Source organism: Nocardia asiatica NBRC 100129 (genome assembly GCF_000308415.1).
In the GTDB taxonomy this organism is placed as follows: domain Bacteria; phylum Actinomycetota; class Actinomycetes; order Mycobacteriales; family Mycobacteriaceae; genus Nocardia; species Nocardia asiatica.
The window spans coordinates 1-24,873 of the sequence record NZ_BAFS01000120.1 but is presented as its reverse complement, the minus strand read 5'-3'; the positions used below and the strand labels follow the sequence as shown (position 1 = coordinate 24,873).

19 protein-coding genes and 1 pseudogene are annotated in these 24,873 nt (G+C 65.8%); 6 read left to right on the top strand and 14 right to left on the bottom strand.

Translation table 11 applies throughout. The features are described 5' to 3' along the window. The coding region (locus tag ON27_RS11210) for an AmiS/UreI family transporter (protein WP_043723993.1) at positions 1–440 on the top strand (440 nt) is incomplete at its 5' end. A 711-nt stretch (positions 441–1,151) separates the two neighbouring features. Next, complete coding sequence (locus ON27_RS42815; protein WP_157227156.1) at positions 1,152–1,595, top strand: hypothetical protein; 444 nt, start codon at positions 1,152–1,154, stop codon at positions 1,593–1,595. Positions 1,596–2,831: 1,236 nt separating this feature from the next. On the opposite strand, the gene ON27_RS11205 is transcribed toward ON27_RS42815, so the two are convergent. From ON27_RS11205 to ON27_RS11140, 13 genes are all read right to left on the bottom strand, one after another. Beyond that, positions 2,832–3,503, bottom strand: coding sequence for an MspA family porin (locus tag ON27_RS11205; RefSeq protein WP_043723989.1), 672 nt, complete (start codon positions 3,501–3,503; stop codon positions 2,832–2,834). Between the two features lie 66 nt (positions 3,504–3,569). After that, positions 3,570–4,244 carry an MspA family porin gene (locus ON27_RS11200; protein WP_043723979.1) on the bottom strand — a complete coding sequence of 225 codons (675 nt, stop codon included), beginning with the start codon at positions 4,242–4,244 and terminating at the stop codon, positions 3,570–3,572. 1,765 nt (positions 4,245–6,009) lie between these two features. After that, on the bottom strand, positions 6,010–7,182 hold the full coding sequence (locus ON27_RS11190) for a hydroxymethylglutaryl-CoA synthase (RefSeq protein ID WP_043723972.1): 1,173 nt from the start codon (positions 7,180–7,182) through the stop codon (positions 6,010–6,012). Further along, positions 7,179–8,228 (bottom strand): hydroxymethylglutaryl-coenzyme A reductase family protein, encoded by a 1,050-nt coding sequence (locus ON27_RS11185; protein WP_051046437.1) that lies wholly within the window; start codon positions 8,226–8,228, stop codon positions 7,179–7,181. The genes ON27_RS11190 and ON27_RS11185 overlap by 4 nt, the downstream gene beginning before the upstream one ends. Before the next feature lie 5 nt (positions 8,229–8,233). Continuing rightward, the gene (gene fni / locus ON27_RS11180) at positions 8,234–9,322 is read right to left on the bottom strand and encodes a type 2 isopentenyl-diphosphate Delta-isomerase (protein WP_043723969.1); all 1,089 of its coding nucleotides are present in this window, start codon (positions 9,320–9,322) and stop codon (positions 8,234–8,236) included. After that, positions 9,319–10,425 (bottom strand): phosphomevalonate kinase, encoded by a 1,107-nt coding sequence (locus ON27_RS11175; protein WP_043723965.1) that lies wholly within the window; start codon positions 10,423–10,425, stop codon positions 9,319–9,321. The genes fni and ON27_RS11175 overlap by 4 nt, the downstream gene beginning before the upstream one ends. Continuing rightward, positions 10,422–11,567, bottom strand: coding sequence for a diphosphomevalonate decarboxylase (gene mvaD / locus ON27_RS11170; RefSeq protein WP_083887502.1), 1,146 nt, complete (start codon positions 11,565–11,567; stop codon positions 10,422–10,424). Before mvaD ends, ON27_RS11175 begins: the two co-directional genes overlap by 4 nt. Beyond that, positions 11,564–12,586, bottom strand: a complete 1,023-nt coding sequence (gene mvk, locus ON27_RS11165; protein ID WP_051046435.1) for a mevalonate kinase — start codon at positions 12,584–12,586, stop codon at positions 11,564–11,566. Before mvk ends, mvaD begins: the two co-directional genes overlap by 4 nt. 160 nt (positions 12,587–12,746) lie before the next feature. Next, positions 12,747–13,583: a methyltransferase family protein gene (locus ON27_RS11160; RefSeq protein WP_051046434.1), complete on the bottom strand. Its 837-nt coding sequence runs from the start codon at positions 13,581–13,583 to the stop codon at positions 12,747–12,749. Beyond that, positions 13,574–14,590 carry a fatty acid desaturase gene (locus ON27_RS11155; RefSeq protein ID WP_043723958.1) on the bottom strand — a complete coding sequence of 339 codons (1,017 nt, stop codon included), beginning with the start codon at positions 14,588–14,590 and terminating at the stop codon, positions 13,574–13,576. The genes ON27_RS11160 and ON27_RS11155 overlap by 10 nt, the downstream gene beginning before the upstream one ends. 73 nt (positions 14,591–14,663) lie before the next feature. Continuing rightward, the gene (locus ON27_RS11150) at positions 14,664–15,920 is read right to left on the bottom strand and encodes a hypothetical protein (protein ID WP_043723954.1); all 1,257 of its coding nucleotides are present in this window, start codon (positions 15,918–15,920) and stop codon (positions 14,664–14,666) included. Then, positions 15,917–17,056: a polyprenyl synthetase family protein gene (locus tag ON27_RS11145; RefSeq protein WP_245559910.1), complete on the bottom strand. Its 1,140-nt coding sequence runs from the start codon at positions 17,054–17,056 to the stop codon at positions 15,917–15,919. Before ON27_RS11145 ends, ON27_RS11150 begins: the two co-directional genes overlap by 4 nt. Positions 17,057–18,008: 952 nt before the next feature. Beyond that, a complete protein-coding gene (locus ON27_RS11140) occupies positions 18,009–19,340 on the bottom strand; it encodes a LuxR C-terminal-related transcriptional regulator (RefSeq protein WP_063711302.1) in 1,332 nt (443 codons plus the stop codon). Positions 19,341–19,527: 187 nt separating this feature from the next. Here ON27_RS11140 and ON27_RS11135 point away from each other — a divergent pair, with 187 nt between their 5' ends. The 4 genes from ON27_RS11135 to fdhD all read left to right on the top strand — a co-directional run bounded on the left by ON27_RS11135 (position 19,528) and on the right by fdhD (position 24,439). Continuing rightward, entirely contained in the window at positions 19,528–20,613 is a 1,086-nt protein-coding gene (locus ON27_RS11135) for an S-(hydroxymethyl)mycothiol dehydrogenase (protein WP_043723951.1), read from the top strand. 8 nt (positions 20,614–20,621) lie between these two features. Further along, positions 20,622–21,242 carry an MBL fold metallo-hydrolase gene (locus ON27_RS11130; RefSeq protein ID WP_373282762.1) on the top strand — a complete coding sequence of 207 codons (621 nt, stop codon included), beginning with the start codon at positions 20,622–20,624 and terminating at the stop codon, positions 21,240–21,242. Position 21,243: 1 nt separating this feature from the next. Continuing rightward, positions 21,244–23,559, top strand: a complete 2,316-nt coding sequence (locus ON27_RS11125) for an FdhF/YdeP family oxidoreductase (RefSeq protein ID WP_043723944.1) — start codon at positions 21,244–21,246, stop codon at positions 23,557–23,559. Positions 23,560–23,623: 64 nt separating this feature from the next. After that, the gene (fdhD, locus tag ON27_RS11120; protein WP_043723943.1) at positions 23,624–24,439 is read left to right on the top strand and encodes a formate dehydrogenase accessory sulfurtransferase FdhD; all 816 of its coding nucleotides are present in this window, start codon (positions 23,624–23,626) and stop codon (positions 24,437–24,439) included. Between the two features lie 276 nt (positions 24,440–24,715). Here fdhD and ON27_RS45800 read toward each other — a convergent pair. Next, positions 24,716–24,841 (bottom strand): annotated as a pseudogene (locus ON27_RS45800) (excalibur calcium-binding domain-containing protein); the annotation flags it as partial. Between the last annotated feature and the right edge of the window lie 32 nt (positions 24,842–24,873).

The window sequence follows — 24,873 nt, the reverse complement described above, 5'->3', positions numbered from 1 at the left end:
CCGGCAAAGACATCGCAGTCGTCAACGTGTTCTCCGGGCTCCTCGGCGCGGTGATCATCGCGTTGACCCTGGCGAAGAGCACCGATGCCGCGAGCGCGGCGCCCGCTGCCTACATCGGACTGTTCGCGCTGACGTATCTGTGGGTAGGTGCCAACCAGTTCACCGGCGTCAGCGGCACCGCACTCGGGTGGTTCTCACTCGTGGTGGCAGGGGTCGCCGTCCCTCTTGGCGTCCATTCGCTGTCGATCGCCCGCGGCACGTTCGACCACTGGATCGCGATCAGCTGGTTTGCATGGGCCGGGCTGTGGTTCCTGTTCTTCCTCACCCTTGGATTGGGCAGACCTCTTGTCCGCGCCACCGCGCTGGTCGCAGTAGCCGAAGCGATCGGCACCGCACTTCTTCCCGCGGTCCTCTTGTTCACCGGAGTGATTCCGGCGTGAACTTCGAAGTGATGACGAACTGAATAGCGACCGAGCACACCTCTGCGAAAGTTCCGTACCCCCACATTCGAATTCACCACGGCGGCCGCATGCAGGCACCTGCTCCAGAACACTGCGGAGTCACCGGCGGCCAGCCGGTGACTCCGCAGTGCGCTCTCGGTCGGCGAAGTCCGCCGCGACCTGCTGCACGACCACCCGGGGATAGTCCTACGCACGACAAACCGACTTGCCGAGGCCCATGACCGGCAACGGGTAGATCACCGTGCCACCTCTTGCGTGCAATGACCGATCCGACGCCTCCGATTCAGCGGACAAGGGGTGTATCGACACACGTCGCGCAACGGGACAGCCACCTCTGATGCGGTATCGAAACTCCCCCGGAGCACAATATCGGTCAACTTACGGATTCCGGCCAAGAGGTAAGACTGCCATGCTGAGTACATCGTTCTTTTGTGGAGTTCAGCAGGAGTACATGATGACCCGTATGTGGCATTCTGGTACCGACCTCAGCGGCACCTGTAAATCTTATGTTGCATTCGGCATCAATGGACGCCGGGCGAGTGACCCCTGCATCGTCGCAGCCAGGGTCACGGAACTCCGCGCTGTCATCGGGGGCAACCGGTGAGGTAATGAGAAATGTATATACCCGGATACGCCTCACGCGTCACCGAGTCAGCCATACAGCCTTCGTCGAACAGGGCGGTTCCGCTATTGGAGCCCGAACATCTGCTTCAGGCGGTCTCGGGTCGTTGCGACAATACGACACCCCTTGCCGGGTGGGCGCGGGATCTCAGCGATCTGCATGCCGAGTTGATACATGCCAAGCTCGACCGGGAACCTCTGCGGGTCGGCAACACTTGTGAGCAAGTCCGGGCGCGAATCGAAGAACTTGTCGACGAAATCAACGCATGGGCGGCATGCTACATACCGCGCACGAAAGGCGCGCGCAAACACACGCACTCATTGGGGGAGGTGATGAATCATATCGCAAAGATTTTTGCGGAAGCGTGGTGGACGGTTCTGCATTCAGCCGAATCCGAGAAGCGGCACCAAGCGTGGTTTCACCTGAGCGAAGCTCGTGAAGGATATGCCGAAATGGTGGAACAGATCCGGGAACGACGCCTCCAGTTACCCATGGGATGGAAAGGAATCTGATGATACGGGACAGCAGCACGACTGTACGAGTCCCGTTTCCCATGAACCGTCCTACAGGAGGCCGATCAGAGCGGCGCGACGCTCCGGTGTTCCGGAATTTCCGTTTCGGGTGTGGGTGCTCTACACTCCGCCGTCCGGCAACGATGCCGATGACGGTCCACAATGGCGTGGACCCCGAACGGACGCCCATCATGGCTTTCTGGTCGGCGTCGGAGGAGTATCGGCAACCTTTGCGCATCCGTGCCCCGAAGCCCTATATGATTAAATCGGACAACTGGTGGACTACATTTATTGCGGTTTATGCGGCAAAATGTTGTCGTCGACAATGGAGCGACGTCAACGCCTGCATGCCTCCTGTGTCAGCGAACGCGCTCGCACACGGATGACTTCTGATGATTGGAAAGCTGTCGCGTGTTGGCTCGATCCGGGTAGAGGTCATCCGATGGGGCAGATGGGGCCGGAATAATAACTCCGTTCAGCGCGGCGCCCAGGCCGGCCGCTGGCCTTCGTGGCGTATCGGCTATGCGGAAAACGCTGTTCCCCAAGAGATCGGTCGCGCGCACAGACCGGGGTACCCCTTGATTCCAGAATGGCTACGCGGTCAGGTGCCGAGGTGAACTCCCTGCCGCGATCCGAGGACGCGATCGTGCCCGTGGACTCCGCCGCCAGGCTCAGCGACCACCGGATCGATGGCACCGGTGACCCTGTCGGCGTCGAAGCGACCTTGATCGGATGGCGTTTTGTCAGATCCGGCGGGAACAACACCGCCGGATCGGCCGTGGTAACGCGAACTTCGAAAGTTGGAGTACTGATTCCTTCGGCCTGGGACATGACCGTGGCGACGGTCTTGGCTGCGACCCGCTCTCCCTGGTGGCGAAATACACCCGGGGTCTGTACCTGTCGTCGGACTGGCGATGGACAGTGGCGGTCTTCGTTCAGAGGCCCGCGCGTCGCTGCTGCCGATCGGTGAGAACGTTGTCGAATTGCGCTTCCAGATATGGGTAGTAGCCCGACTGCGATACCCGGCGAAGCCGTGCGATTCGACGAAGCGAAACCACAACTGGCAGTCGGATCAGTGCCGTCAACGCTGGTGAGATCGTCGGGGCCGACGTACTTGGCAATCCTCGATACCGCAGCGGTGCCGGCTGCCGACACCTTGACCCCGACGAGCCCGACCGCTGTTCACCAACTCCGGCCACATCTGCCAGTTCGCGTTATATGGAGTGGCGTCCAGCCTCAGCCGAGGCTGAAGGGTTGTCCCCACAACGTCACCCAGGTGGTAATGCTCTCGGTCTCGACGTGCACGCTGACGAAGGCCCGTGCCTGGGCGTAGCCCGCGCAGCCGTTCAGGCCGATGGTCTCGTCGGCCCACGTCACCGAACCGCTGGTGCCCTTGAAGGCATTGCGAGTCTTGTGCGTCTCGTTGCCGAAGTCATCGGCCTGCTCCAGATCGAGCACGTAGAACGACTTCGCCTGGCCCGGACCCAACGACAGGTTGCCGCCGGAGTTGGCGCCCACGCCACCGGTGACGTTCTGGCCGTCGCTCCAGTCCACGTTGCCGTCCACACCACCGGTCGCACCGCCACCGGCGATGTTGACCTGGCAGCCGACGGTATAGCCGGGAAAAATTAGTCCCCCGGCCGCGCCGGAGAGCTCGACCTGCGCGCTACCGGAGACCCACGCGTTGCGGTGCAAGGGCGTAGCGCCCATGGACGGACTGATGGTCGCCGACTCGCCGACCAGACGAATGGTCACGACGGTGCCGTCGGACAGCGTCTTGGTGAGTTCCCCGCCCGGCAGCGGGACGAAGGTGTCGGCGTTGGCCGCACCGGTGGAGAACAGGCCCATGACGATGGTGGCAGCGGCGCCGACACCGGCCATCCGCGCCAGGTTCTTACGGTTGATCATGGTTGATATCCCTCGAGGGTTGAGTCCGCTTCAGCGGGAGGATGGTTCGTTTGGTTTCGACGGACGTCAGCCGATGCTGAACGGCATCCCGTAGAGGCTGGTCTTCGAGTAGTGATCACCGATGATCTCGACGACCGTGTACGAACGCGCCTGCGCGTAACCCGCGCAGCCCTGAACCTGGATCTCGGCATCCTGGTACTCGACGGAGTACACCCCGGGCTTGAGGATGTCCTTGTAATCGATCTGAACGAACTTGACCTCACCCGGGCCCAGGTTGATACCGATCGAGCCACCCGCGCTTGCGCCGCTGAGGTTCACACTGCCCGACACACCCGCGGAAATCGCGTCATCGGCGATGCTGACCTGGCAACCGACGATGTAACCGGTGCTCAACTGCGACGCGCCGTGCGTCGAGGAGTTGTTGGTTCCGGGGTTGCCCGCGGGGCCGTTGTTGGGGCCGACGGTGCCTTCCGGCGTCTCGGTGACATCGGCCACCGCGTTGCCCGACACCCAAACCACGCGCCCGGCGCCGTTGGCGGCCAGCGACGGCGAAATCAAGGCCCGCTCTCCGTTCCGGGTGATCGTCACGCCGGGTCCCACCTTCTGGCCGTCCGGCAACGGCACGAAGGTGTCGGCGTTGGCAGCACCGGTCGAAAGCACGCCCATGGCAACAGCCGCGGCAGCGCCGACGCCCGCGACGCGGGCACCGCGGCGCAGACCATTGGAGTGGTTCTCATTCATACATTTCCTCATCACATGATGCGTGGAGTTATCCCCGCCGTGGTTGCAAACTACATATTCGCGACAATGGTTTCCGGCAGCGGTCCTCGATCTGCGCGGCGATACAACCCGGCCGCAACCGAGCGTCAGATTGGAAAGCTCGTAAGACCAGATGCAATTCTGGTGCGACACTCGCCGAAAAACTGAGGACGAATTTTGTGCGGAGTTGCTGAAAGCGATGCTTTACGTCGCGGCGATTCGCTGGCGACGTTGATCGAACTTTAGGCCGACAGCCCTTCGTGGCAATTCCGGCGGCAAGGATTCCGCTCGAATACTGATCGAAAGGACGATGTGTAGTGTTCCGGCATCGCCCCAGAATCGTTCGAACGGAACCTCTTCCCGGCCCACCGAACTGGCCTGACCGCGACGGCGATATCAGGAGGGGTTCGGCTCTACGGTTTCATCCGCACTGCCGAGAATTATCAACATCGACGTATGCTACGGATTTCGTCTCCGCCCGTAGGCGGTCGACGGTCTCGTACCATCGGTCATACAGTTCGTGTAGAAATCTCCATAATTCTCCCGCGGTGGAAATCCACTTTTGCTCGATTTCCGCTGACCGCAATGCGGGGATTTCCCGGTCGACTTCGTTCTCCGCGTGCGCGGCACGGTCGACTAGTTCCGTCCAGAGACCGAAATCTCGATACAACTCATTCTCGATCATCCGCTCCATCGTAATTTCCTTTGACATCTATTTCCGTTACGAACCCCCGAACTCATCCATCAGCTGGTGGACTCCGGTGAGTCGGTCCCCACCTGAGCCCATGGCGCTCCTTGTCGATAGATAGGCCGGCAATGTCCACGACTGGTGAAGCGTTCGATCGCCTGGGCTGTCGTCGGCCAGCAGAGACTCGTGTCTGCCAAGGCGTCAGCCTCGACGCTTCGTCGGCTTCTTGCCGATACTCGTAGCATCTCTGCCCGAGCACGCGGAGGCCATACGTCGATCGACCGATTTGTGTGACGCAAAGTCCGCTCAGCCCAGTCATCGATGGCGCGGCGGTGGCGCTTTCGCTCGAATTCCGGGTGCGTCGAATCGGGACGGCGCTGTGCCGCGCCCGATCGCCAATTCGCAAGGTCCGCAGGTAGCATCTATCGGCACAACGTGGCCCCTCCCCCAGAGTGGCGAGGCCGGACACGGAGGAGGCGGCTCGGGTGCGGTCAGACGCTGATAGCTGGCGACGGCTTCCCCTGTCGATGGTTCGCTCGTGGTCGACTTCGGGATCGCGCCTCGTCTAGGCGATGTCCATGAGATCGTCACTCTCCGTGAAGAGAGGAAGTCTTCGTTGAAGAGCCCGCATCGGTTGCTCGAATACTAATGGCAGCGGATTCGCCACATAGGACGTGTCGCCACCCGCTCGCGCCAGCTGGGCACCGTCGTTTCCTGCGGGAACGGCGCAGGGACGTGCTGAACGAGATCCTGGCGCCGGTGGTGTCGGACGGGTTCGTTCGCACCGCGTTCCGCACGCGGGACGTAGGTTCTTAGCCCTGTACCGTCCGCAACAAGTGTCCCAGCCGCGGTGCCAATGCAGTGGACACCTTCGACCCCGTGCGGCGGTGGATCACCTAAGCCGGTGAGCTTCGGCTTCGGTGTTCGACCGGCGCGTGATGGGCACGTCGCTCACGTCCGGTGAGAAAGGTCCGCTTCGACACGTCGGGCCTACTGCGTACCCGGCGCAGCGTGACCCTGCCGGTTCCGTGGGAGGCGAGGTCAGTCCGTCAATCTCTGTCATCGGGATTCGTAGATGCGTTTGTGGCCGGAGATCGCGGCCAACCGGAACGGGCGGGCGGTCTCCTCGGGAATGGCGTGGTACCTGCCGTCGGTGGGGGTTCGGGCTTCGTGTAGTTCGCGGTAGCGGTCGTAGCCGAGGGGTTCGCGAGTGGTGACGGCGTCCCGGTTCGCATCGGTTCTGAGGTGCTCGCGGTAGCCGGATGCCAAAGTACCGCTGAAGAATTCGGCGACGCTGCCCGATCCGTAGCTGATGAAGGCGACGGGTCGGTCGGTGAGGTCGGCGGCGTGGTCGAGCAAGGAGATCAGACCGAGGTAGAGCGAGGCGGTGTAGCTGTTGCCGACGGTGCGGTTGTACGTGGTGGTATGGCGAATCGCGACGTCGATCGCGGCCGAGTCCGCGGTGTGGCCCTGGCTTTCGAGAAGGTGGCGATGTGCTTTGGCAGCCATCCTGGTGAACGGTTGGTGGTAGCAGAACGCGGCGAATTCGCCCAGGTCGCGGCCGCCTCGCCGCCGGTAGTCGGTCCAGGCTTCCTGGGTGGCCTTCTGGTACGCGTTGACCGATGTCTTGCCGTCGACCAGCGCGGCGGTGCGGTAGTTGGGGCGCCAGAAGTCCATGATGTCGGCGCTGTAGAGCCCGGAGTGGGGTTCCAGCCGCAGGATCGCCGGATTCGCGCTGACCAGCATCGCGACCGCGGCGGCGCCCTGCGTCGGTTCGCCGGAGCTGTCGAGTTCGTACTTGGCGATGTCGGTGGCGATGACCAGTACGCGCTGGGACGGGTCGCGGGCGATCAGTCCGGCGGCGAATTGAAGTCCGGCCGTGCCGCCGTAGCAGGCTTGTTTCAGTTCGACGACGCGGGCGGTATTGGGCAGTCCGATCAGGGGGTGGAGGTAGAGGCCCGCTGATTTCGACTGGTCGACACCACTTTCGGTGGCCAGCAGCACCGTGCGGATGTGGTCCACGCCGTGACGGTCGATGATGGGCTTGGCGGCGGCCGCGGCGATGGTGATGATGTCCTCGTCGGCGGCGGCGACGCTCATCGTCTCCTGGCCGATGCCGAGGTAGAACTTGTTGGGGTCCACGCCGAGGCGCTCCGCGAGCAGGGCGTGATCCAACGCGTAGTGAGTGGTGGCGAAGGACAGGTCGTGGATTCCGACCGGCTGGGTGGTCATGGCAGTACTCCGTTGCTCGTGGTCGACCGTTCGAATCGGGTGTGGGAGCGCATCAATTCACCGCGGTTGGTCTGCGCCGCCATCAGGGACAGTTCGCCGCACAGCACGGTGGCCGCCGCGATCACGGCGAGACGGCGGGCGTTGTCGCCGTCGCGCCGCCGCGAACGGCAGCCGAGGCGGGTGAGATTCTCGTCGACGAAACTCTGGTGCTTGCCGTTCCCGACGGTCCCGACGATGAGGTTGGGCAGCGTGCACGAGAAGTAGAGATCCCCGGCGCGGTCCTCGGCGTGCGTGACGCCTTGGGACCCCTCGACGATGTTCGCGGCGTCCTGCCCGGTGGCCAGGTAGAAGGCCAACAGCATGTTGGCGTAATGCGCGTTGGCGGAGCGGATTCCACCGGCGAGCAGCGTGCCGATGAGATTCTTGCGGATGTTCAGCTCGACCACCTGTCGAGCGGTGGTGTGCAGTCTCCTTTCCACCACGTCGCGCGGTATGAGTATTTCGGTGACGACGTTCTTGCCACGGCCGAGGATCCCGTTGACCGCGGTGGCTTTCTTGTCCGTGCAATAGTTTCCGGACACCGAGACGTAGCGCAGCCCGGGAATCGTCGCCACGATGTGGTTCATCAGATGATCGGCGGCGAGCGTGGCCATGTTGTGGCCCGCGGCGTCACCGGTGGTGAACGCGAATCGCAGGAACAGCAGATTCCCGGTGATCTGATGGTGCAGGTCGATGAGGCGGGCGTACCGGCTGCTGCCCGCGGCCACCTCCTGCAGTTCGCCGAATCGGCTCACGAGCCGCTGCACCGCGGTGTGGGCGGTGTTCGCGTCGTCGGCTTCGAGCAGGATCGAACGGGTCATGCGGTCGTCGACCAAGGTTGCCACCACACCGTCGTCGGTCAGCGTGGATATCCGCGCGCCGCGCCCGACCGACGGCCACAGCGGGGATTCATAGGTGGCCAAGGGGACCTCGACGGCATCGTCGACGGTATTGCCGGTGATGCGCACGGGTCCCACCCACCGCAGCGGGACAGCCGCATACGACATGTCGTTCACGGGTGGCTCCTTCTCTCCGATTCGTTCCACCACGAGCTCCGGTGGGCGTACGAGGCCGCGTCGATGCCGCGAAGGCGGCAGAACGTCGCCACGTCGCCGGTGATCAGCAGATCGCAGCCGACCAAGTCGGCGGGCGTGGCGGCGCCGAGCACGGTCGCGATCCGGCGCAGTTGGACGAGCCAGGCACGGATCATCTCGATCAACGCGGCGGCGCCGCGGCCGACGAGCGTCTCGAGGAAGCGTCCCGCGACACCGGTCGCGCAGGCGCCCAGCGCCAGTGCCCTGGCGATGTCGAGGGGCGAGCGGATACCGCCCGAGGCGAACAGATCGATCCCGGTGACGCCCGCGCAGTCCAGCAGGCAGCTCGGCGTCGACTGGCCCCAGCCCTCGATGAAGGAGAAATCCGCGGTCGCGCGCCGATCGTTCTCGATACGCGCGAAGTTGGTACCGCCGCGGCCGCCGACATCGGCCACGGCGACTCCGGCGTCGCGCAACCAGGCGACGGTGGGCCTGCTGAGACCGAACCCGACTTCTTTGACGATCACCGGCACGGGCACATGGGCGGTGATGTGCTCGATCTGGCGTGGCCAGGACCCGAAGGATCGGTCGCCCTCGGGCATCACGATCTCCTGGACCGAGTTGAGGTGGATCTGCACGGCGTCGGCCTCCAGCAGATCGATGGCCCGGTGCACCTGGTCCAGGGTCGCCGCCGCGTTGACGTTGGCCATGACGAACCCGTGCGGGTTCTCCTGCCGCAGCACCCGGTAGCTGTCGGCGACCGAGGAGTCGCGGAAGTAGGCGCTCATCGACCCGGACGCGATGGGGATGCCGGTCTCGCGGGCGGCGACCGCCAGTTGGCGATTGATCTCACCGGTGTGCGGGCTTCCTCCGGTCATCGCGTTGACGAACAACGGTGTGTCCCATCGCTTCCCGGCGACATTGACGGCCAGCGACACGTCTGCGCTGTCGATGCCTGCCAGGGCATGGTGCACGAAGGTGACCGAGTCGAAGTCGTTTCGGCCGGTGCCGTCGCGGTGCTGGTCGACGGCGTGCCGGACGTGGTCGTCCTTGCGGTTGCCGGTCATCCGCGGTCCTCCTCGTGCGGGTGGGTGCGCAGCGACAGAGGGTGGATGCCCGCGGCGATCCAGCGAGCGGTGAGCTCGGTGATGGCCGTGTTGCGGGTGCGGTCGATCAGCGCGATGCCGCAATCGCCGCCACCGGCTCCCGACGGCTTGGCTGCGGCGCCTACCGCTCCGCCCGCCTCGCACAGCGCGCGCAGGCGCGGTGTCATGATGCCCACCCGCGCCTTCGCGTCGAGTTCCATCAGAATTGTTCTGGCGTTGTGTATTTCGCGTTGGATTCCGGCGGAATCGTCGGCTCCCAGTGCCGTGCCGAGCCGTTGGACGCACTGCTCGCTGTCGGCCAGGAAGGCGCTGTGGTCGGGCAATTGCCGGCGGTGGCCGTTGCGGAGTCCCGCGACCAGCGCCGGTGTCGACGCCGGTTCGCCGGTCCACCCGACCTTCATCGCGAGTCGCGCCGGCGGAGGCAGTCGATGCACCGACAACCCGGGCCACGGCGCGCGCAGTGCCGCGTCGACCCCTTTGTGTGCGATCGATTCGGATATGCGCTGCCGGTCGGGGGAACCGTAGGCGATCCAGCCGCCCCAGGTGCTCGCCGCCACGTCGCCACCGGAGGCGGCCGGGTTGACCGACAGGGTGGCCACCATCGCCAACCGGTACCGGTCCATCGTGCTCAGGCCGAGCCGATAGAAGAGGCCGAGAGCCGCGACGGTCGCGGCCGTGACCGCTGCGCTGGCGCCCAGACCGAGCTTCCTGCCATCGGAGTCGGCGAAATCGCCGGTGGTGCGCAAACGATAGGGACGCGCCCGGATACCTCGCTCGATAAGCAACCGATCGATGACCGCGGCCGCCGCGAAGACGTATGCGAACCCGGTCGGCACACGGGCATCGGCGGTTCGCGGGATCAATCGGGCACCGTCGCGCCGGCACGACAGCTTTCCGACGCAGTCCAGGTCCGTCCGCAGTGTGATGTCCTCGTCGGCGGATGCCTCGACCACGGTGGCGGTCGCGTAGCGGTCGACCGCCGTGAGTATCGCCCGATGGCCCGGCTCCACGACGGCGTATTCTCCGGCGACGAACAGCTTGCCCGGGGCGCGGTAGCTGATCATCGGCCGCCGCCCCGGACAACGGCGGCGCCGGGGCCGAGATGCGCCGTGTGGGTTCGGACGAAATCGCCGACGTCGCGCAGGGCCGCGTCCACCCGCTGCGCGTCGGCGCGGGCACAGAGCACTGTGACGTTCGGTCCGGCATCGATCGTGGCGTGGGCGGCGACGCCGTCGTCGCGCAGCGCCAGTACCCGGTCCAGAATCGCCACCGACCCTGGTGAGAGATACCGGATCGACGGTTTCGCCGCCAGCATGGTGGCGTGCATCCCCAAGGCGTTGCGCTCTGCGATCTCGCCGACCGCTGGAAGGTCCCGGCGCGCAATGGCTTTGCGCATCTCATCGAGGTCGGCGGCCGACGACTCGGCCCACGCCCGGTAGAGCGGCGAGGTGGCGCAGGTCCGGCGCATGGCCTCCCGGCTCGACACCGCCTTCGACGCGGTGTCGACCACGGCGACGATCAGAGCCGGGTCCAGCGCATCGCCGTCGATCGGTTCCGCGTAGGAGCTGAGGTCACCCGCCTCGCCGGAGCCGTCGCCGGCATGCCACACCGCGAACCCGCCGAAAATGGATCGGCAGGCCGACCCGGAGCCCCGCCGCGCCAGTCTCGACAGCGCGCGGACGTCCCCGCCCAACCCGTAGCACGCGGACGCCGCGGCGGCCAGTGCGGCGAATCCGCTCGCCGAGGAGGCCAGGCCCGCGCCGGTCGGCCCGGTATTGGTCGAGACGACCAGCGCGTGTTCGGCGCGTCGGGCGCGAGCGCGAACCAGGTCGAGGAACCGCTCGACCCTGGCGTGCGCCGGACCGGTGGCGCGGCAGCCGTTGAGCACGACGACGTCGGCCGGGCCATCGATCAACCGCACCGTCGTCGTGGTGGGATAGATGTCCAGCGTCATCGACAGACTCCCCGTGACGGGCAGGAAGAACGATTCGTCGCGCTTGCCCCAGTACTTCACCAGGGCGATGTTCGGATGGGCTACGGCGACCACTTCTTCGCCGATCTCGTTGCCACGGAGGAGATTCGGATCGGCATCGTCGTGCCCGAGATGGTCGATGCCGTCGGCGGCGAGAACGGTCGCCGCATGGGGGACGAAAGTCGTCGGTGTGTACCGAGTTCCGTTTTCGGGCGGGATCGCGGGGTCGGTCATGGCAGCACGCTCCGGGTCGGGACGATCCAGGTCTGTACGGCTCCGGCCCGGCGCAGCGCCGCATTCACCGTCGAGGCGCCACGGCCCGCCTCGGTGAGCGCGAGGACGCAGCCACCGAGGCCGGCGCCGGTGAGTTTCGCGCCGAACGCCCCGGCCTCGAGCGCTGCTGTGACGAGGGCGTCGATCCGTGGACTGCCGACACCGAGTTCGTCGAGAAGGTCCTGGAAGTACAGAAGCGTTCTGCCCAGCGGCTCGGCGCGCCCGGCCGCCAGGGCCGCGTGAGCGGACTCGACGAGTTCCGTCGCGCGCTCCAGAAGCCGTCCAGCGGACCCGCGATCTCGGTTCAGCCGACCGCGCACCTCGGCCACCGCCTGCTGTGTGGCGCCGGGTATCCCGGTGTCCGCGATCACCAGGGCGGCGTCGAGGCCGACCTCCAGCGGGCGGGCCGTGCCTGCATGGAACCAGATCGGCCCGTCGGCCGATGCGGCGCGGGCGTCCACGCCGCTGGCTTGCCCGTGCGCAAACTGCTCGCCGCATTGCACCAATTCGTAGAGGGAGTCCGGATCGACCGTCCTGCCATGGAGATCCGCGACCGCCCGCACGGCGGCAGCCGAATCGGCCGCACTGGACCCCAGACCACGCGCCCGCGGAAGCTCGCGGTGCAGAACGACCTCGATGACCTCGCCGGGCAGATCCCACCGTCGCAACGCCTCCTCGACGGCGACGCGAGGGCCGGACACCGGAGTCGCCGCGGGAAGACCGTTCCCAGCGAGAAATCGAGAGCCGTTGTCGGACAGCGCATAACGCCCCGACACGGCTGGCGGCGACACGGTAGAGCTTTCTGCCTCGCCGGAGTACGCGACCGCGCGCACCGGCAGCGCGGGCAGTGGGAACGCGATAGCGGGCGTTCCGTGGACGACCGTGTGTTCGCCCAGCAGGATCGCCTTGCCGTGGGCGCGCCCGATGCCCACGCCCGGGGCGGCGGGTCTTCCGCCGCTGTGGACACGAGGACTGTTCACGTCGATTCATCTCCAAACTCGAGCAGGGCCGCCCCGCGTTCCCTATGGGACGCGGCGACGGACGGTGATGGTGGGGTCCGGCGAGGACATCGGCGACGAGCAGTTGCGGGACGCGTCCCGACGCGACGTTCGGCTCGGCCGCGGGCGGACGAATTCGCCTTTACCGCTGACGAATCGACGGGCGTGACAGGCGCGGCCCGCGCAGGCGAGCCCGCGCGGACGGACGCAGCGGCGACGGGAAGAACGCGGGCACCTGGGCCGCGTAGGCGCGGTAGGCGGCACCGAAGCGAGCGACGAGATCTCGCTCCTCGAGGACGGTGCCGAGCAGGATGTAGCCGGTCAGTCCGACCGCCCACAGCAGGTGACCTGCCGTGAGCGTGCTCGCGCACCAGAAACTGAACAGCAGGCCGGTCATCAGCGGATGGCGCACCAAGCGGTAGGGCCCGTGCACTTGCAGCCGGTCGGCGGTCGCGTCGGGTACCTGGATGACGTAGTGGCGGTAGGCCTGGTCGAGGCCGAGCAGATAGAAGTGGTCCAGCAGCAAGGTGGCCGCGTAGACCAGTGTGAAACCGAGCCAGAAACCGGCGTCGAGCACTGTCCCGACGATGCCGTCGGCCGACCAGATCCGTTGCGGCAGCGGCTGCCAGCCCAGGCACAGCACCCACACGGCCAGACTGGCCATGACGACGTAGACGGTGCGCTCCAGGGCTTGCGGCACCCAGCGGGTGACGAACGCCTTGAACGACGGCCGGGCCATACCCGAGTGCTGCAGGCCGAACAGCGCCAGCAACAGCACGTCGATCACGACCGCCGGGCCGGTCGGCAGGTGCGGTCCGTCGTCGACCGTCTTGGGTAGCCACCAGCCTCCGGCGAACAGCAGGAACAGGGGCACGGTCACCCCGGTGAAGGCGTATCCGGCGAACGCGAGCAGGAACGGGACGAGCCGGCGACGGTCGGTGAGCACGCCCCGTACCTGGCGCGGAGTGATCAGATCCATGCGAACCAGGGCAGGAGCCGCGAGCGGACGCCACCCTCCTCCATTCGCTTCTCCAACTTGACCTTCCATCGCTCGCCGTAGGGTGCGTCGAGGAAGCCGCCCGGCACGACCAGACGCCAGGCCGAGTTCAGGGTCATCCAGTAGGGCACGATGACGCCGGGGTCGACCTGCCGCATGAAGTCGAGTTTGTCGGGGATCTGGCTCCAGTGGACGCCGGGGTAGCGGTGGTGCACGCTGTGATAGCCCTGGTTGAAGATGAAGAAGTTGAGCCAGTTGCCCGCCGTGTTCAACGATTTGCTCGGATCGTCCTCGAAACCGCGCGCCGGGGCGTGGGTCAGCCAGGCGAAGTAGCCGGAGTTCACCTGGGTCACCAGGAACGGGATCCAATAGAAGAGCACGAATCGGGTGTCGTCGGCGAAGTACCATGTGACGCCGATCAGCACCAGGACCAGCGTGAGATCGAACAGGAACTGGTTGCGCCGCCGGCGCTGCTTGGTCGTCGCGTCGGCGGCGAAGATCTTCCGGACGGTGTGATTCTTGACGATGGTGCCGTATCTGATCCAGTACCAGACGGCGCCGAGGCCGTGCTCGCGCCCTTCGGTGGAGGTGACGTCACCGGGCCCGTCGTTGTAGCGGTGGTGGTTGAGGATGTGCACCTCGCGCATCTCGGCTGCCGTGAGCGTGGCGGGCATGCAGCAGAACAGATCGACCACCCGGTTCAACCGTTTGGACACGAACAGCGGCCGGTGGGTGTGCATGTGCAGCACGCCGATCGTCAGCGAGAAGTTCAGCAGCGTCAGCGTGATGATCAGCGGCACGGCCAGGTACCAGTTCGTGGCGGCGGGCACGAACAGTCCCACGGCCAGCAGCGCGACCCACGCCACGATATGGGCCAGCGGGCCGATGTTCGCCGGGTGCTCGAGCTTCAGCACCCGGCGGCTGAAGGGCGTCGGCCCGGACGACGCGTCGGGCGTTCGGGGGCTGGGACGAGGCGTGACGGTGCTCATAAGAGGCTCCTTGGATATGTCGAGTCGAATGCGGCGAGCGGGGCTTTCGCGACGGTGCTGATGAGCGGCCTCCTCAAGAAGTGGTGTCGTGCGCGGCGAGCTGGAATCTCGTGGCGAGGTTTCGCATCGCCTCGGCATCGCCCGGGTGCACTCGTTCCAGGGCGCCGAAGGCCAGATGATCGGCGATCATCATCCGGCGGATCTCGGAGCCGGGCAGTTCGCCGGTCAGCGGTTCTTCCGGCAGGGCGTGCACGAGGGTGAAGGCGGAGTCGACGATCAGCGGCCGCATCGCGGGCGGCATCGAGCGGTAGTCGACCGAGCCGAGCATCTTCGGTGCCGGGCCCGCCCCGGCAGCGAGGTCGGGTGACGCGTCGAGCACCCGATGGACCGCCTGGTCCACGGAGTGCAGTATCCGTCGCTGCATCGTCGTCCAGTACGCCGGTGAGCCGGCCGCCCGTGCGGCCGCCGCGAGCCGCAGCCGCCGCCGGTAGGGTGCGGGCGCCCCGACCGCGGTACACAGGAAAGCCGTTGTCGTGATGGCCATATAGGCCATCGCGGCCCGTGCGCTGAGGCCGGGCGTGCGCGGGCCCAGCCGGGCCAACAGGGTGAAGCTGCCCAGTGCCGGGGCCAGCAGCTGTAGCATCACCACTCGGGTCAGTTCTTCGCGGTCGGCGACGCCGTACAGTGCCAATTCGCCGTCGCGCAGGTCGTTGGCCAACTGCGCGGTGACGCCGACGCATCCGGCCAGCTCGCCCAGATCGCACTCGGCGCAAGCCTTTTCGGCGACAAGCGAGCAAGCGTAGAGAATCACCCGTCCCAGTACGCCCTCGCCGTAGGCGGACCGCGGCAGGGGCTCATCGAGGTTGCGGGCCATCACACCCCCGACGTCGAGCAGCATCCGGCAGACACGTTCCCGGCCGTCGGGGGGCAGTGCCGACAGCAGCGTCCGGACGTCGTGAACCCGCTCGGCCAGCACCAGATCGACGGCTTCGCTGTCGCGGACGGCGACCGCGTCCAGCGGCGGGGGAGGCGTATCGGTGGTGCCGTTCAGGTAGGCCACGGCGGCCAGCACAGCGTCGCTCGCCGACGGGCGGTCCATGAGGTCCTCGTAGGCATCGAGCACCCGGCAGGCCAGCAGGGCGGCGGTAGCCTCGGCCCGCTGGTCGGCGGGCAGGAAGCCCACGGCGATGCCGAGGTTCCGAGCCGCCGGAATCAGTGCCAGCCGGGCCAACAGCTCCGGTGAGGGAGCCCTGCGCAGCGCAGCGATATCCGGTGCGCGCCGCAAGTGCCGCAGTCCGCGGGCCAAGACGCCGAGTCGCTCCCCGATCATCGCGAGACCACCCGCGTCGAGAGTTCGCGCAGGTGTTCGCGCGCGGGGGAGGGCGGGAACACTTCGATCGCCCGGCATGCCGTCTCGGCGGCGTGCACGGCGACCGCGCAGGCGACCTCGGTGGCCCCGCTGGTCACCAGCTCGCTCTGCAGGGCGGCACTGGAAGTTTCTGTGGAGAGCCACATTTCACGAGCGCCGTGCCGCATGGCCAGCCATTCGATCACCGGCCAGGTCGGCACGCGGCGATCGAGGTCGCCGCAGGCGTCCTTGCCGAGTGCGGGGTCGCCCTCGACGTCGCGCACGTCGTCCATGATCTGGAAGGCGAAGGCGAGTTGGTCGGCGTACCGCATCAAGGCGCGCAGCCGTTCGTGATCGATGGCGCCCGCCGTGCCACCGTAGGAGCAGGCCAGCCGGAACAGCGTGCCGGTCTTCGCACCGGCCACGAGCTCGTAGTGCCCGCGCAGAGCGGAGTCCTCGACCGTGGGCGGGAGAGTCTCCACAAGCTGACCGAACGAGAGATCCGACAACCGGTCGAGGTACGTGACGCCGGCAGCCGCACCGAGCGTCGCGAAGACCGCCGGGTTGTCGGTGACTATCTGTGCGAGCACTTGTAACGCAGTGCCTGCCAGATGGAATCCGGCTCTGGCCGCGGTGCGTATTCCGAACTCGGCCGGTACCGAGGGCGCATCGCGCCGCAAGAGCGAACCGTCGCAGATGTCGTCGTGCACGAGTGACGACTCATGGAACATCTCCCACACGCAGGCCATGTTGACCGCGTCGCGCAACGGTACCGCAGCGGCCGATGGGAGCAGTTGGGCGCAGGCCAGCGCGAGCCCCGCCCGGACTCGCTTGCCCGGAGTGGCGAGGATGTGGCGGTAGACGGCGTCGAAAGGGCCACCGCAGACCAGAAGTGCGTGCAATCGATCGTTGACCTGAGTCAATTGATCGGTGATGTGGTCGAGCCGCTGAGTGGCCCGCTCGGAGTCGGTGCTGACCGAGGTAAAGACATCGTCGGTCGGCTCCTGGCGGGACGGGGAGGCGGCACGCAGCTGGGAGCCCGCGACTGGCGTTGTGGCGCTGGATCTTACGTGGATAGCCGGAATGTGACCGGTCGGCTGTTCCGAAGGCCCGGTCACGTGAGCAGGTGGACGGAGTGCTGGTAGTGGCGCGAAATAGTCCATAGCGGTGAGTCCCCTTGGCATGATCACGATGGGAGGGAGAGATCGAGCGGGCCAGTACACAGTCGATTGTTGGATACTGTTGCGCCGCAGCGTGTCTCGATTTGTCCGGGCGGGCAACTACACCGTCGCCTCAGATGTCCCCGAACCCCTACGGTCGTCGAACCCCGCCTTCGAAGGCTAACGCCCGACCGAGTTGGTCAACCAGGGCCTCTGGAGAGATCCCGAAGATGATGCCGGGTGACTGTTCGATGTCACATCGACATATCGGACCGAGACGGCGAAATATACTGGGCTGCAAACTGTGTGGGTCCGAGAGCCATAGCGTTCAGCACCGTCGGCGGCTCCTATGCGGCACAGTGCCGCATTCGGGCCGCGCACGATGGCGTGCATCCAGAATGCGGCCACTACTCTCGCCAGGTGCCCGATGCCCGGTAGGGCGGCGCAAGGTCCGCTACGACCCGCGCTGCTGCGGAAGGCCGAGGCACCGACACCGAGCATGCGGCCGAGGCGTCTCGCCATCCGGCCTTCGCGCAGCTCGGGCACGCCGCGCACCATAGCCGCAGCGCAGACAAGGGACTGACGGGCAGTGTAATTCGACGGTGCGGCATGGATGTGTCGTTGGGCGTGAGTTTCGCTGTGGCGTTGGGATCCAGGCCGGACACTTTCTGACGGTCCCCATGCGTGGCTCGGTCCGCATCCGCCCTCGGCCCGCCCCGGGCCTGGCGCCTGACGAACCAAGCCGTTCGGCGCGGCTGCGCGGACACGTTCTCGGACGTCGGCATCGTTCGCCGTGTCGATGAAGGGACACGCAAACCCCTTCTCCGGACGGCTATCGACTGGCAATTAGAAGCGGTTCGCTCACAGAGACCCTTGTCATGAGGCGAGCGTGCCGATCGACGGGTTCATCTCAGGACGACACTGGCGGGTGTGACTGTATGTGGTGCGGGGACGGGTCGGAGGTAGGTAGGGCGCCGATGTGTGCGAGCCGGCCCAGAGCGGCGGCCTCTCCTCGTGAGCTGACTTTCAGTTTCTTGAGAATCCCGGCGACGTGGAATTTGACGGTGCTCTCGGCAACGCCGAGGTCTACGGCGATCGCTTTGTTCCGTTTGCCGACGCTGATCAGCGCCAGCACTTCTCGTTCCCGCCTGTTCAGTGTCGCCAGTGGGTCTTCGTCGGGACGTGCGGCTGGGGATTCAAGGGGGAGTTCGATGGTCACCCGGCTGCCCCACTGCGGAATGGTCTCGATGCGTAGGTCGCCCCCTAACGTCCGCGCTCGACCTTGCAGTTGGCGCCGCAGGATCGCGGCGTCGAGTTCGCCGGATTCACGGTCGCGGACATCGATGGTGAGGGTGGTGTCATCGCTTGCCCATGCGATGCGCAGGCGCGTAAGAGTGGGTTGGGTGGTAAAGGCCAGGACAGTAGCGCGTGTCATCGCCCTTGCCGCGTAGGCGGTTTCGCCCGGCAGAGGTTTGCCGTCGGCAGGCGGCGGCACGTACTCGATGTGCGCGGGGTGGTGTCGCAGGAGTTGGCGCATTTCTTTGCGCAGGCGTGTGAAGGCGGTGGCAGCTGGTTCTTCGGATAGTTCGCGGTCGGTGTTCTGTGTTGATCGCAGTGCCAGCAGCGCCTGGGAGGTGGAGTCGGTAGCGGTGAGGCGCGCGGTGTTGTCGTCGAGGCCGGTGGAGCGCAAGGTGTTCAGGATGGCCACGAGCGCGGCTTCATGGGCGGCGGTCAGTTCAGCGATGGTTCGCGCTCGTTCGGTGGAAGCGGCGCGGGACTCCGCTAGGTAATCCGGACTGGCTTGGGCAACTTGCTGCATGATGGACGTGGCAACGATGCCGAATGCTGCGGCCAAGTCGGCCGGTGCGGGGAGTTGCTGGCCCGGGTTGCGGGGTATGAGTACCAGCAGGGTGTCGGTGACGTCGCGTAGCGTCCACACCCAGCGCTGGGCGCCGCCGATCGAGGCGGTGGTGCCCAGCGCTGTTCCTGGCTCGAGTCTGGTTTTGAGGTCTTCGAGTTCGCTGATGGTGATCTTGTCGACGACGGTGGTGTCGCCGGCGATCTTGCGGGGTCGGCCGGTGCATTCGTGGGTGAAGATCACCAGAGCCGTATGGGGCCAACGAGGGCCTAGGAAGCGGGAGAATCGACGCGCGATCTCATACAGCGGGCCCGCGATGACATCACGGAGAGCGCGAAATTCCGCAGCGCCTTCGGTGGCTGTTGGAGCCATCAGCTCGGACATTCCAGCAACTTTACGCAGGTGAGGAGACCTACGGGTCGGTGTCCTCGTAATTGGCGACCTGGATTCAAGGATGGGTTCTTCCAGCCTTTCGGCTAGGTCACCGTGTGGGCCGGTTGTACCTAGTGTCTTCTGAGTCATGCCGGGAGACGCATGACTGTGCAGCTCGAGATGAAGGAACCGAAGCAACATGCCACAGCAGGTACGCGGTGTGATCGCCCGCTCGAAGGGGGCGCCTGTCGAGCTCACCGACATCGTGATCCCGGACCCGGGTCCGGGCGAGGTGGTCGTCGCGGTGGCTGCGTGCGGGGTCTGCCATACCGACCTGACCTATCGGGAGGGCGGCATCAACGACGAGTTCCCGTTCCTGCTCGGCCACGAAGCCGCCGGCATCGTGGAGAGCGTGGGCGAGGATGTCGAGTCGGTGGAGGTCGGCGACTTCGTCATCCTGAACTGGCGCGCGGTGTGCGGCCAGTGCCGGGCGTGTAAGCGCGGCCGGCCGCAGTACTGCTTCGACACGTTCAACGCCAGCCAGAAAATGACGCTGATCGATGGCACCGAACTGACTCCCGCGCTGGGCATCGGAGCGTTCGTCGAGAAGACGCTGGTGCACGCGGGTCAGTGCACGAAGGTCTATCCCGCCTCGGATCCGGCGGTGGTCGGGCTGCTGGGCTGCGGTGTCATGGCCGGGTTGGGCGCCGCGGTGAACACCGGCGCAGTCGGGCGCGGGGACTCCGTGGCGGTGATCGGCTGCGGCGGCGTCGGTGACGCCGCGATCGTCGGCGCGCGGCTGGCCGGTGCGTCGAAGATCATCGCGGTGGACCGGGATACCAAGAAGCTGGCCTGGGCGACCGACCTCGGCGCCACCCACACGGTCAACGCCACCGACACCGATGTCGTCACCGCGGTGCAGGAGCTCACCGGCGGATTCGGCGCCGACGTCGTGATCGACGCGGTCGGGCGTCCGGAGACGTGGAAGCAGGCGTTCTACGCCCGCGACTTGGCGGGCACCGTGGTGCTGGTCGGTGTCCCGACGCCGGGGATGCGGTTGGAGATGCCGTTGCTGGACTTCTTCTCCCGTGGTGGGGCGTTGAAGTCGTCGTGGTACGGCGACTGCCTGCCCGATCGGGACTTCCCGGTGCTGGTTGATCTCTACCGTCAGGGGCGTCTGCCGCTGGAGAAATTCGTCACCGAACGCATCAAGATCGACGAGGTCGAGGAAGCATTCCACACCATGCACGCCGGGAACGTGCTGCGCTCGGTGGTCGTACTGTGAGGAGCGAGTTGCATATCGACCAGGTGGTCACCTCCGGGGTCTTCGAACTCGACGGCGGCTCCTGGCAAGTCGACAACAACGTCTGGGTCGTCGGGAACGACGACGAGGTCGTCATCATCGACGCCGCACACGACTCCAAGCCCATCATCGACGCTGTCGCGGGCCGCAACGTCGTAGCAGTGATATGCACCCACGGGCACAACGACCACGTCACCTTCGCACCCGAACTCGGCAGAACGCTCTACACCCCGGTGGTCCTGCACCCCGGGGATGGTGAGCTGTGGGAGATGACCCACCCAGGGGAGTCCTACTGGTATGCGGCAGCCGGTCAGCGCGTCGCGTTGGCTGGTACGGTGCTCGAGATCATCCACACTCCAGGCCACTCGCCAGGCTCGATCTGCCTGCACCTGCCCGAGGCGAAGGCCCTGTTCTCCGGAGACACCCTGTTCTCCGGCGGCCCGGGCGCAACCGGGCGGTCGTTCTCCGATTTCCCGACCATCATCGGATCCATTCGCCACCGGCTGTTCGCCCTTCCCGAGGACACTCAGGTCTACACCGGACACGGTGAAGACACCACCATCGGCACCGAAGCACCGCATTTGGCGGAGTGGATCGAGCGAGGCTTCTGAGATGCGCGACGCACCGGAACACGACATCGATGAGGCGGCGCTGACTGTCAGCGCGCCGAAAACCGCCGCGGCAGGGGTGAAGGCAGTCACCGTGGCGTTGGAACGTGCCGTCGAACAGATGGGCCTCACGCGCTCTGCGCGGTCGCTGGCCCGTCTCAACCAGCGCAATGGCTTCGACTGCCCGAGTTGCTCCTGGCCCGATCCGACCGGCAGGCGGCGGCCCGCGGAGTTCTGTGAAAACGGCGCGAAGGCCGTCGCCGAGGAAGCCACGTTACGTACAGTGACGCCGGAGTTCTTCGCGGCGAACTCGGTCGCGACGCTGCGTGAGAAGTCCGGCTACTGGCTGGGGCAGCAGGGGCGCATTACCCACCCGATGGTGCTGCGACCAGGTGATACCCACTACCGGCCGATCCAATGGGATGATGCCTACCGGCTGATCGCGAAGACTCTGCGCGACCTGGCCTCACCGGACGAGGCGGTGTTCTACACCTCTGGGCGGACGGCCAGCGAAACCGCGTTCGTGTATCAACTGATGGTGCGCAGCTTCGGGACGAACAACCTTCCGGATTGCTCCAACATGTGCCATGAGTCTTCCGGGACCGCACTGACCAAATCCATCGGGATCGGCAAAGGATCGGTCACCCTCGACGATTTCCCGATCGCGGATTTGATCATCGTCGCCGGACAGAATCCGGGCACCAACCATCCACGCATGCTCAGCGCACTGCAGCACGCGAAAGACCAGGGTGCACGGATCATCGCCGTCAATCCGCTCCCGGAGTCGGGCCTGCTCGGCTTCCGAGATCCACAGACGACCAAGGGTTTCACCGGCGGCGTCCGCATTGCCGACGAATTCCTTCAGATTCGTCTGGGCGGAGACATGGCGTTGTTCCAGGGCCTGGGCAAGCTGCTGCTCGAGGCCGAGGACCGCGCTCCTGGTACGGTCGTCGACCACGCCTTCGTCGACTCGCACACCGCCGGCTTCGCCGACTACGAAACCCACACCCGTGCAGTCGATCTGGCCGAAGTGGAGGTCGCCACCGGGCTGGCCCGCCAGCAGCTCGAACGCACTGCTGAGCTGCTGGCTGGGTCGAAGAACACGATCATCTGCTGGGCAATGGGCCTGACCCAGCACTCCCACGGTGTGGCCACCATCGAAGAAGCCACCAACCTGCTGCTACTGCGCGGCATGATCGGCAAGCCCGGCGCGGGTGTGTGCCCGGTACGTGGTCACTCCAATGTCCAAGGTGACCGCACCATGGGCATCTGGGAGAAGATGCCGGATAGCTTCCTCGACGCCCTCGACCGCGAGTTCGGCATCATCAGCCCTCGCCGACACGGATGGGACACCGTGGACTCCATTCGCGCCATGCGAGACGGACGCGCGAAGTTCTTCTTCGGCTTGGGCGGCAACTTCGTCTCCGCCACTCCCGACACCCTCGTCACCGAAGCGGCACTGCGACAGTGCGAGCTGACGGTGCAGGTCTCGACCAAACTCAACCGCAGCCACGTGATCCACGGCCGAACCGCGCTCATCCTGCCGACACTCGGCCGCACCGACCTCGACCTCGCACCGGACGGCATCAGACAACAAGTCTCGGTGGAAGACTCCATGTCGATGGTGCATCTCTCCACCGGACGGCTCCGGCCGGTCAGTCAGCACCTGCGCAGCGAAATCGCCATCGTCTGCGAACTCGCCGAAGCCCTGTTCGGACCCGACCATGCCGTGCCGTGGGACCGCTTCCGCCGCAACTACGACACCATCCGCGACGCCATCGCGCGAATCATACCCGGATGCGCGGAATATAATTCAAAACTGCGGCAGCGCAATGGATTCCAGATGCCGCATCCACCGCGTGACAGTCGGGAATTCCACACGGCGACGGGCAAGGCCAACTTCGCGGTCAACCGGCTGACCTGGCTGCAGGTCCCCGACGGCAGGCTGATCCTGCAGACGTTGCGCAGCCACGATCAGTACAACACTACCATTTACGGACTCGACGACCGCTACCGCGGAATCCGCGACGGCAGAAAAGTCATCTTGGTCCATCCCGACGACATCACCGCACTCGGCTTTCGCGACGGCGACCTGGTCGATCTGGTCTCGGAATGGGCCGACAACCTCAAGCGCCGCGTCGGCGGGTTCCGGCTGGTCGGCTACTCCACACCACGCGGCAACGCCGCGGCCTACTATCCGGAAACGAATCCGCTGGTTCCTCTGGCCCACGTCGCGGCACAGTCCAACACCCCGGTATCGAAAGCGATAGTCATCAAACTTGAGCCGTGCGCTGAGAATTCGGGGCGACAGGCTCGATGAACCAGATCTGCGACCGTGGATTCTTCGCTCGTGACTACGACTCGTGTGCCGTGGCGGCGCGGCTATGTCGAGGGTGACGGCCCGACGTCGGATGACGCGTGTCTCCGCGTCCGGACAGATCACACGCCCCGACACCCTCGTTGTCGAAGAGCCTCTCGAAATCAGGGTGAACGGAGCGCCGCTGACCGTCACGATGCGGACCCCCGGCCACGACATTGATCTCGTGCACGGTTTCCTGTTGAGCGAAGGAATCATTTACGAACGTGACGATGTCGTCGCGGCCCGCTACTGCGTGGGTGCCGAGGAGAACGGCCACAACACCTACAACATCCTCGATGTCGAGCTGCGCCGCCCCGTTCCGATCCCAAAACGAAGCTTCCTGACTACGAGCGCCTGCGGACTCTGCGGCAAGACCGCACTCGATGAGGTCCACGCTCGTACCCGGTTTCGCATTCCGGTCAAGGGCGTCGTCATCAATGCCGCGACGCTGTCGACACTGCCCAGTGCTCTCCGCTCACGCCAGACGATCTTCGAATCTACCGGCGGCCTGCACGCCGCTGGTCTGTTCACCGTCGACGGAGCCGCAGTCGCCGTCCGCGAGGACGTGGGCCGGCACAACGCTGTCGACAAAGTAGTCGGATCTGCACTACGTGAAGGTCGCCTCCCCGGTCACCGTCTGGTGCTGATCGTGAGCAGCCGCGCCTCTTTCGAACTCGCGCAAAAGGCTGTCATGGCCGGTATCCCCCTGCTGGGGGCGGTCTCGGCGCCCAGTTCGCTTGCCGTGGACATGGCTGCCGAATCCGGACTGACGCTGGTAGGGTTCTTGCGCGGCCAAACGATGAACATCTACAGCGGCGAGCACCGAATCACGACTGCGTGAGTTGCCCATCAACGATGCGCACATTTCGACGTGCAGAATGGCCGACGATGCTGCGGACGTGGCGCTGATCTGTCCCGTCCGACGCATCGCGCAAGTATCCGTGGTGCGCGGCACGTCCATCGCGAGTCTTCTTTCGACATTGTCACTCCGCCCGATCGGGGTGTCGCACACGTTAGATTGGAACGATGCCGGTCCGGCATCGGCCACAAGACCGATATTCGATGGCGGCGTGCGTGTGCCCGAATCCTGATGGGGTGTGTGGTTGAGGTCGGATCTGTAGCCGGGTTCTCCGCGCCGGATCGGCGCGGCGCCCGCAGCACGAGCCGCAGCGCAGTAGGCGTTGGAGTAACGGCGATGCTCAGGCTTCGCGTTGTTGAGCTGGCGATCGCCATGGCGGGACAGTCGATGCCGAGATTTGCCGGCGCTGGCGATTT